Annotated in this window: 6 protein-coding genes; 2 read left to right on the top strand and 4 right to left on the bottom strand. The window is 70.8% G+C overall.

Translation table 11 applies throughout. The features are described from left to right. Positions 1 to 879 precede the first annotated feature (879 nt). Positions 880 to 3072, top strand: coding sequence for a phosphoribosylformylglycinamidine synthase subunit PurL (gene purL, locus BJF79_RS27300; protein ID WP_143220202.1), 2193 nt, complete (start codon positions 880 to 882; stop codon positions 3070 to 3072). Positions 3073 to 3129: 57 nt separating this feature from the next. On the opposite strand, the gene BJF79_RS27295 is transcribed toward purL, so the two are convergent. Both BJF79_RS27295 and BJF79_RS27290 read right to left on the bottom strand, forming a co-directional pair. After that, a complete protein-coding gene (locus tag BJF79_RS27295) occupies positions 3130 to 3726 on the bottom strand; it encodes an HD domain-containing protein (RefSeq protein ID WP_262402657.1) in 597 nt (198 codons plus the stop codon). Positions 3727 to 3939: 213 nt separating this feature from the next. Next, positions 3940 to 5178, bottom strand: a complete 1239-nt coding sequence (locus tag BJF79_RS27290) for a hypothetical protein (protein WP_143220201.1) — start codon at positions 5176 to 5178, stop codon at positions 3940 to 3942. Positions 5179 to 5342: 164 nt separating this feature from the next. On the opposite strand from BJF79_RS27290, the gene BJF79_RS27285 reads away from it, so the two are divergent. Continuing rightward, the gene (locus BJF79_RS27285; RefSeq protein WP_143220200.1) at positions 5343 to 5621 is read left to right on the top strand and encodes a hypothetical protein; all 279 of its coding nucleotides are present in this window, start codon (positions 5343 to 5345) and stop codon (positions 5619 to 5621) included. Positions 5622 to 5850: 229 nt separating this feature from the next. Here the strand turns inward: BJF79_RS27285 and BJF79_RS27280 are convergent, their stop codons facing one another. Both BJF79_RS27280 and BJF79_RS27275 read right to left on the bottom strand, forming a co-directional pair. Next, positions 5851 to 6813: a coiled-coil domain-containing protein gene (locus BJF79_RS27280; protein ID WP_075901629.1), complete on the bottom strand. Its 963-nt coding sequence runs from the start codon at positions 6811 to 6813 to the stop codon at positions 5851 to 5853. Between the two features lie 174 nt (positions 6814 to 6987). Further along, positions 6988 to 7671 (bottom strand): hypothetical protein, encoded by a 684-nt coding sequence (locus BJF79_RS27275; RefSeq protein WP_075901627.1) that lies wholly within the window; start codon positions 7669 to 7671, stop codon positions 6988 to 6990. Positions 7672 to 7994: the final 323 nt, after the last annotated feature.

The raw sequence follows: 7994 nt of genomic DNA, 5'->3' as shown, positions 1-7994 counted from the left end.
CGGCTTTCCGGCCGTCGGCCCCGGCACGGGCGGTTTCCCGGCCGTGGGTTCCGGTACGGGGCCGCAGGCCCCGGTCGGCCCGCACACGGGCGGTTTCCCCGCCGTCGGCACCGGAACGGGGCCGCAGGCGCCGTCGGTGAGGGCGGCGCGAACCCGCAGTACCCCGCCGGCGCGGGCGCTGACCCGCTGTTCGCGATCGGCCAGGGCACGGGCGGCATCCCGGCCGTCGGGCCCGGGACGGGCCCGCAGGAGACCGTCGCCGACGGCGCGAACCCGCCCTACGCTGGCGCGGACGCGCTGTTCGCGATGGGGCAGGGCAACGCACCGTCCGGTCACGGCACCGGTGCGAGCGGCCCGCAGCCGGAGTTCCCCCCGGGGACCGGGCTGCAGGGCGTGGTCATGCGCGGCAAGGGCAGGCTCGGCCCGCAGGACGCCGTCGAACTCGCGCAGTACGAAGTGCCCCAGTACGAGGTGCCGCAGTATCCGGAGAGCCCGACCACGGGGTCGTTCCCGGCGATCGGGGCGGGCACCGGGCCGCAGGCCGCGGTGGACCCGCACGGCGGCGCGTTCCCCGCCCCCGGGCAGGGCAGCGGCCCGCAGCCCGTCGTGGGCGCGGGCACGGGGCCGCAGGACGCGGTGACCCCGGAGCCGGAGCGTCCGGTCAACGGGGGGCCGAGCCCGCTGCCCGCCGTGGGCGACGGCACCGGCCCGTTCCGGGCCGTGGAGTCCGGGACGGGGCCGCAGAACGCGATCGGGCCGGGGACGGGTCCGCAGCCCGCGCTCGGGTCCGGTCCGCCGCCGGAGGTGCCCGCCGGGACGGACACGGTCGCGGTCGCGGCGGCGACGCCGGACCGTCCGCAGCCGTACGCCGAACTCGGCATGAAGGAAGACGAGTACCGGCGCGTCCGCCAGATCCTCGGGCGCCGCCCCACGTCGGCCGAGCTGGCCATCTACTCGGTGATGTGGAGCGAGCACTGCTCCTACAAGAGCTCGAAGGTGCACCTGCGCCAGTTCGGTGAGAAGGCGCCGCAGACGGACGCGCTGCTCGTCGGGATGGGCGAGAACGCGGGCGTCGTGGACATCGGCCAGGGCTGGGCGGTCACGTTCAAGGTCGAGTCGCACAACCACCCGTCGTACGTGGAGCCGTACCAGGGCGCCGCGACGGGCGTGGGCGGGATCGTCCGCGACATCATGTCGATGGGCGCCCGGCCGATCGCGGTGATGGACTCGCTGCGGTTCGGCCCGGCGGACGCGCCCGACACGCAGCGGGTGCTGCCCGGCGTGGTCGCGGGCGTCGGCGGGTACGGCAACTCGCTGGGCCTGCCCAACATCGGCGGCGAGACCGTCTTCGACGCCTGCTACGCGCAGAACCCGCTGGTCAACGCGCTGTGCGTGGGCGTCATGAAGCACGACGACATCCAGCGGGCGATCGCGCCCGGCCCGGGCAACAAGGTGATCCTGTTCGGTGCCGGGACGGGCCCGGACGGCATCGGCGGCGCGTCCGTCCTCGCGTCGGCCACGTTCGACGACGAGTCGCAGCAGAAGCGCCCGGCCGTGCAGGTCGGCGACCCGTTCATGGAGAAGCTCCTGATCGAGTGCTGCCTGGAGCTGTTCCGCGAGGACCTCGTGGTCGGCGTGCAGGACCTCGGCGCCGCCGGGGTGTCGTGCGCGACGACCGAGCTGGCGGCGGCCGGCACCGGCGGCATGGACGTCGAGCTCGACGCCGTTCCGCTGCGCGACGCGACGCTGCGCCCCGAGGAAATCCTCATGAGCGAGTCGCAGGAACGCATGATGGCGGTCGTCACGCCGGACAACGTCGACCGGTTCCTGGAGATCTGCGGCCGCTGGGAGATCCCCGCGACGGTGATCGGCACGGTCACCGACACGGGCCGCCTGGTGATGCGCTGGCAGGGCGAGACGATCGTCGACATCCCGCCGGGCACCGCCGCCGACGAGGGCCCCGTCTACCGGCGTCCGCTGCAGCCCCCGCACGACCTCGGGGCCCTGCAGTCCGACACGCCGGGACGGCTGACCCGCCCGTCCACGGGCGACGAGCTGCGCCGGACCGTCCTGTGGCTGGCCGGGGCGCCGAACCTGGCGGGCAAGACGTGGGTGACGTCGCAGTACGACCGGTACGTCCTCGGCAACACGGTCCTGGCGATGCCGGAGAACTCCGGTGTGGTGCGGATCGACGACGAGTCGGGGCTCGGCATCGCGCTGTCGCTGGACGGCAACGGCCGCTACACGCGCCTCGACCCGTACTCGGGCGCGCAGCTCGCGCTGTCGGAGGCGTACCGCAACGTGGCCTCGACCGGCGCCCGTCCGCTGGCCGTCACGAACTGCCTCAACTTCGGCTCCCCGGAGGACCCGGGCGTCATGTGGCAGTTCCAGCAGGCCGTGACGGGCCTGGCGGACGCGTGCCAGTACCTGGGCGTGCCCGTCACGGGCGGGAACGTCAGCTTCTACAACCAGACGGGCTCGACGCCGATCAACCCGACGCCGGTCATCGGCGTGCTGGGCGTCCACGACGACGTCCGCCGCCGGGTGAACATGTCGCTGACGTCGGACGGCGCGACGATCGCGCTGCTCGGCGAGACGCGCGAGGAGTTCGGCGGGTCGGAATGGGCGCACGTCGTCTACGGGCACCTGGGCGGGCTGCCGCCGCTGGTCGACCTGGCGGCGGAGCGGGCGCTCGCGAACGTCCTGCAGTCGGCCGTCCGGGACGGGCTCCTGACGACCGTGCACGACCTGTCGGACGGCGGCCTGTCGCAGGCGCTGGTGGAGTCGTGCCTGCGCGGCGGGCTCGGCGCCCGGATCACGCTGCACGGCGACCCGTTCACGGCGCTGTTCAGCGAGTCGGTGGCGCGGGCGATGGTCGCGATCGTGCCGGGCGCGGAGGGCAAGGTCCAGGCGCTGTGCGAGGCGCACGGCGTGCCGGTGTCGCAGCTCGGCGTGGCGGGCGGCGACGCCCTCACCGTGACGAGCGCGGGCGCCCAGGACGAGCTGTTCAGCATTCCGCTGCACGAGCTGCGGGAGTCGCACGAGCGGATGCTCCCGAGCTACGCCGACTGACGACCGAGACGATCCGCGAACGAAGGGCGCCCCTCCGGCCGGAGGGGCGCCCTTCGTTCAGCCGTGGATCGGGTGGGCGGCCTGGAAGGCGAGCCGCCCGTCGGCGGTGTCGCCGATGGCGGTGAGGAGGTCGTCGAGGGCGGCGAACTCCTCCCAGGCTTCCCCTCCGGCCGCCTCGGCGAGGCGGGCGACGACCAGGTCTTCGAGGTCCGGGACGCGCTTGCCCTTCCACACCGCGTCGGCCAGGCTCACCAGCAGGTCTTCGAGGGGGACGCCGGGTTCGGCCCACGCCGCGTGCGTGGCCGCGAAGCGGGCGCGGTCGGCGTCGACACCGTGCCGCAGCAGCAGGTCCCGGCCGTCCGGTTCGTGGGCCGCGCCGGGCCCGGACAGCTCGGCGGTGTGCAGGATCTTGCCGATGTCGTGGGTCGCGGCGCCGAAGAGCACGGCGTCCCGGTCGAACCGCAGGCCGGGATGCCGCCGCGCGACCCAGCCGGTGAGCCGCCCGGCGACGTCGTGGACGAGACGGAGGTGGGCGGCCAGCCGGGGCGGGCACTCCAGCGTCCGCAGCAGCTCGGCGACCTCGTCCGGCAGCGGACGCAGCGGCGGCTCGCCGGGATCGGTCAGGGCGTGCGTCAGCGCGGCGGAGGGAACCACGCGTCCTCCTCGGGGCGGAATGAATCAGAAGACCGAGCTCTGAACCTACAAGATCGTGACCAGCCGGGATCCTCTTAATGATCGCGCCGACCTGGGACGTGAGGCCCCCGTGGACTTGCACATGATCGCGACCCGATGTGCCCTCGGGTCAAAGGCGTCAGCCCGGGATGTCGCATCCTAGATCAACGATCTCGCGCGCTGCCGACCACGGGGTCATACAGATCGTTCGTCCTCGCCTTCGACCGGTCGGTGGACATGAACAGCAAGTGCTCTGGCTACGGCGATCCCCACAAGAGTCTGGATCCTGGAGCGCCCGGGGGCGATGGTGTGGGCGATGCGCTCGGCGTCGTTAGGGTCCGTTCGAGCCACCTCTTCGGCAACCTTCTTCAGGGCCTTGGCACGATGCCGTGGTTCCGGGATGGCTTGGGCGAGACGCTCGGCTTCACGCGGATCCACCTTGGTTAGCATCTTGGCGGCGTCTTCCAGTACCGGGCTCGAATGATGCTCGGTGCTGAGGAACCGTTCGGCGTCGGCTATCAACCGCCGGGCCTGCTCCGGATCCACCTCGGCCAAAGTGTCGGCAACCCGCACCAGCGTCCGGGCCCGGTACCACGGCTGATGGATCGTGCGGGCGAGCCGTTCGGCGTCGGTGAGCATTTTCCGGGCCCGCTGGGGGGCTGCCGTTGCCAGCGCGGCAGCGGTCACCTCCAGTGCCTGAGCCTGTCGTAAAGGGTCGGTGATGGTACGGGCCAAACGCTCGGCGGTATCCACGTCCCGCTCGGTCAGCGCTCGGGTGACCTCCCGCAAGGCTCGACCTTGGGCATAGGGATCGGGGATGGTACGAGCGAGACGTTCGGCCTCGTCGGCATCCAGCCGGGCCATTCCACCGGCGATCCATGCCAGTGCTCGTTCCTGCTCATGGTCGAGTGTCCGGGCGATGGTCTCAGCGTCCGCGAACAGCATTCGGGCACGTCCTGCGTCAGCCTCCACCAGCACCCCGGCGACCTTCGTCAACGCTTCGACCCGGCAGACGGTCGGCTTGTTGGTGGCGCGAGCGAGGCGCTCCGCGTCGCCGGGATCCATCCTGGCCAGCAACTCGGCCGCCCTGACGAGGATGCGGCCTCTCAAGAATCCCTCGTGCGGCCCGATTGCCTGAGAGACACGCTCTGCGTCGGCGAGCAGCACCCGAGCCCGCAGTGGCTCCGCTTCCCACAGCGCATCAGCGACCTCTACCAATGCTTCAGCTTGACACTGCGGGGCAGTGATGGTTCGGGCCACACGTTCCGCTTCGCCCGGATTGATCAAGGCCAGCGTCGTCACGACCTCCTTCAAGGACCATGACTGAAAGCCTGCCGGGTGCCCAACGGATGGGGTGTTTATAGTGCGGGCAAGCCGTTCGGCCTCGACGAGCAATCGATAGGACCGATCCGGACCGTCACCCTCGTCGAGCATGGGGCCTCCCATGGCGGCTAACGCATCCTTATCAGTTCGATTATGCTCAAGGTCCCTGGCGTGCTGCCATACGCTGACGGCTCGTCCTGGGCGGCGCGGTCTGCCGGTGTTGCTGAATCGGTTCCCGTCGTCGCCTTGTCGGTAGTGCCTGGTGTGATGTGGCGGTGAACGAATCTCCTGAGTTGGTCAAGCGACTCCTGGAAACGGTCGTCGCATTTACATGGTTCTTCGATACCTGTGATGAGTCGGTTGTGGACGATGACACGGCGGTCAAGCAACTGGAGCAGGCCAGCTACTTCATGAGCCGACTGTCCGGCGCGGACAAGCTTCGCTTGGTTGAGGAGCTGGCGGCTATGGCGACGAGCGAAACGGACCCGGAGTACCGCCAGTACCTGAAGAAGTTCGCCTTCACCGTGGGCCTCGTCGAGACAGACGAAGACTGAGGTGACGACGTCGCTCCGGACTGCTCGCCGTCTCTACCGCACAGTCCCGAACACGTTTCGAAGTGCTTATTCGCGCGGGCGGCCCCAACCTGGCATGGGCGGCATCGCGCGAATGAGTGCTTCAGCGCGCGGGGGGCATGTGGGTCGCGAGATCCCTTGATGAGCGCTCGTAGCCTGTGCCCTCTCGGGAGGTGTCGTGACCTCCGACCGTGGTCAGAGCGGTATACGTCTAGAAGACCGAGATGTGGACGTGGTCGTAGTGGTTCGCGGTCGCGCCGCCGCGGTTCTCCATCGGGTCCCAGCCGGGGCTGCGCATGTCGTAGATGCGCTGGCGCCAGATCACGTACTTGATCCCGAGGGCGCTGGCGTTGGCGATGGCGTACTCGGCGACCGCGTCGCCCTGGGCCTTGGCGCTGCCGGACGCCACGGCGCCGCCGGTCGTGACCATGAAGTCGCACGCGTGGCCGGTGCCGTGGTCCTGCGGGTCGCCCACGTAGCGCACGCAGCCGATCGTCGGGAACGGTCCGAATTCCACGTCGAGGGTGTTCTTGGTCTTGAGCATGCGGGGCGTGACGCCGCCCATGCCCGTGCTCGGAGACTCCGGCTTGTACTTCTTGACGAGTTGCTTGATCTCCGCCTGCTTGCCCTTGAGTTCCTTGATCTCTTTCTCCAGGGCGGAGATCTTCTCCTCGGCCTTCTTGCGCGCCTGGTTCTGCTCGTCGATGAGCTTCTTGATCTGGTCGACCTTCGCCGCCTTGTTCTGGGCGAGGTGCGTGATGAGGCTGGCGTTGCTGAGCATGTCGGTCGGCTCGGCGGCCGCCAGGAACTGGACGGTCGGGTCCTCACCGCCGGTCATGTAGCGGTTGGCGGCCAGGCGCGCGACGACCTCGCGCGCCGCCACCAGGTCCTTCTCCAGGACCGCGGCCTTCTGCATGGCCTTCTTGACCGCGTACTCGGTGTCCTTCAGCTTCGCCAGGTCGCCGCCGTACTCCTTCTCCAGCTTCTCGATCTGGTTGCTGAGCTGCTGGTACTTCTTGGAGTCGCCCGGGTCGGCCATCGGCGCGGCGACGGGTGCGGCGGCCGCGGTCGGTACCGAGGTGCCCAGCAGAGGAAGGGCGGCGGCGATCGCGAACACGGCCACGGCGGCGCGGCGTCCGCCGCGCCGAAGGGCGGTGGAGTTGGGGGTCTCCACGTCCTCTCCTCAGGTCAATGAACATTAAAGAACCGTCTGCCGCTGGGCCAAGGCTAAACCCAAGTGGCGAGTGGGACGGTCCAGGACCCGTGACGCCCGATGTCGGGCTGGGAGCCGGGCCATCTTACGTGACCGGCTTCACGGTCGGCCGGGTTCTGGTCAGCGGGGTTCTGGTCAGCGGCGGCTCATGGCGCCCTGGTAGCCGAGATTCGTGCCGGGCTTGCTCCAGGTGTACCGGATGGTCCCGTCGGGCTGCAGGGACGCTTCCACGGCCCCGGAGGTGCACGGCGCGGGGACTTCCAGGGCCAGCTTCAGGCTGCTGCCGGTGCCGCTCTCGAACGTGAGGGTGCCAGTGCACTGCTCCTTTGGGTAGACGGCGCGCGCCGTGGTGGCGCCCTTCTCGAAGGTGACCTCCAGGGGGAAGGACGCCTGGCTGTTGCTGTTGACCATGGTGCCGGTCCACGTTCCCGCGAACGACTCCGGGATCGACGACACCGGACGGGTGTCGCCCGTGCCCACGGGCGGCTCCGCCGTGTCGTCCCCGTTAAGCTGCGGCAACACCACCAGCGCGATGATCGCGATGCCGACGGTGACGCCGATGAGCAGCGACAGCGCCACGCCCAGCACGTGGTTGCCGGGCCGGCGCATCCGGCCGAGCGAACCGAGCACCCCGCCGGAAGAGGGACGCGACGAACGGTGCGCGGTGTCGTCGTCCGAGGCGCGCAGCCCGGGGATGAGGTTCCCGGCGGTCGTGTCGCCGGAGTCGGGCAGGTCGACCGCGTCGAACGTGCGGGTCTCGCCGTCGCCGGACGGGACGGCGCCCATCGTGGTCGTCCGGTCGTCGGCGACCGCGCCCATGGTCGTCGTCCGGTCGTCCGCGACGCGCCGAACGTGGTCGTCGCCTCGAACGCCCCCGGATCGAGGTCCACGGCGGGCGCGGGCGGCGGCTCCGTACGTCCGCGGCCGCGCGACAGTTTGCCCAGCAGCGTCCGTCCGGGGGGCTGTTCCGGGCGCGTCGCGTCGGCCGGGGGCGGCGGCTGGAAGTGGACCGGGACGTTCTGTGCCGGGGCGCCCTGCACGGGTGCAAGCGCGCGCGGGGGCGGTGGTGCGGCCCCCATAGGGGAACTCGCGGGGGCCGGGAGCTGCGGTGGGGCCGCCGGTGGCTGCGGTAGGGCCGCCGG

Source organism: Actinomadura sp. CNU-125 (assembly GCF_001942465.1).
Lineage (GTDB): Bacteria > Actinomycetota > Actinomycetes > Streptosporangiales > Streptosporangiaceae > Spirillospora.
This window is presented reverse-complemented; position numbering and strand designations above follow the sequence as displayed.

Excerpts from the sequence above, each read along its gene's own strand:
- BJF79_RS27290 (WP_143220201.1), bottom strand. The coding sequence starts at position 5,178 with ATGCTCGACGAGGGTGACGGTCCGGATCGGTCCTATCGATTGCTCGTC.
- purL (WP_143220202.1), top strand. The coding sequence starts at position 880 with ATGAAGGAAGACGAGTACCGGCGCGTCCGCCAGATCCTCGGGCGCCGC.
- BJF79_RS27275 (WP_075901627.1), bottom strand. The coding sequence starts at position 7,671 with ATGGGCGCGGTCGCCGACGACCGGACGACCACGATGGGCGCCGTCCCG.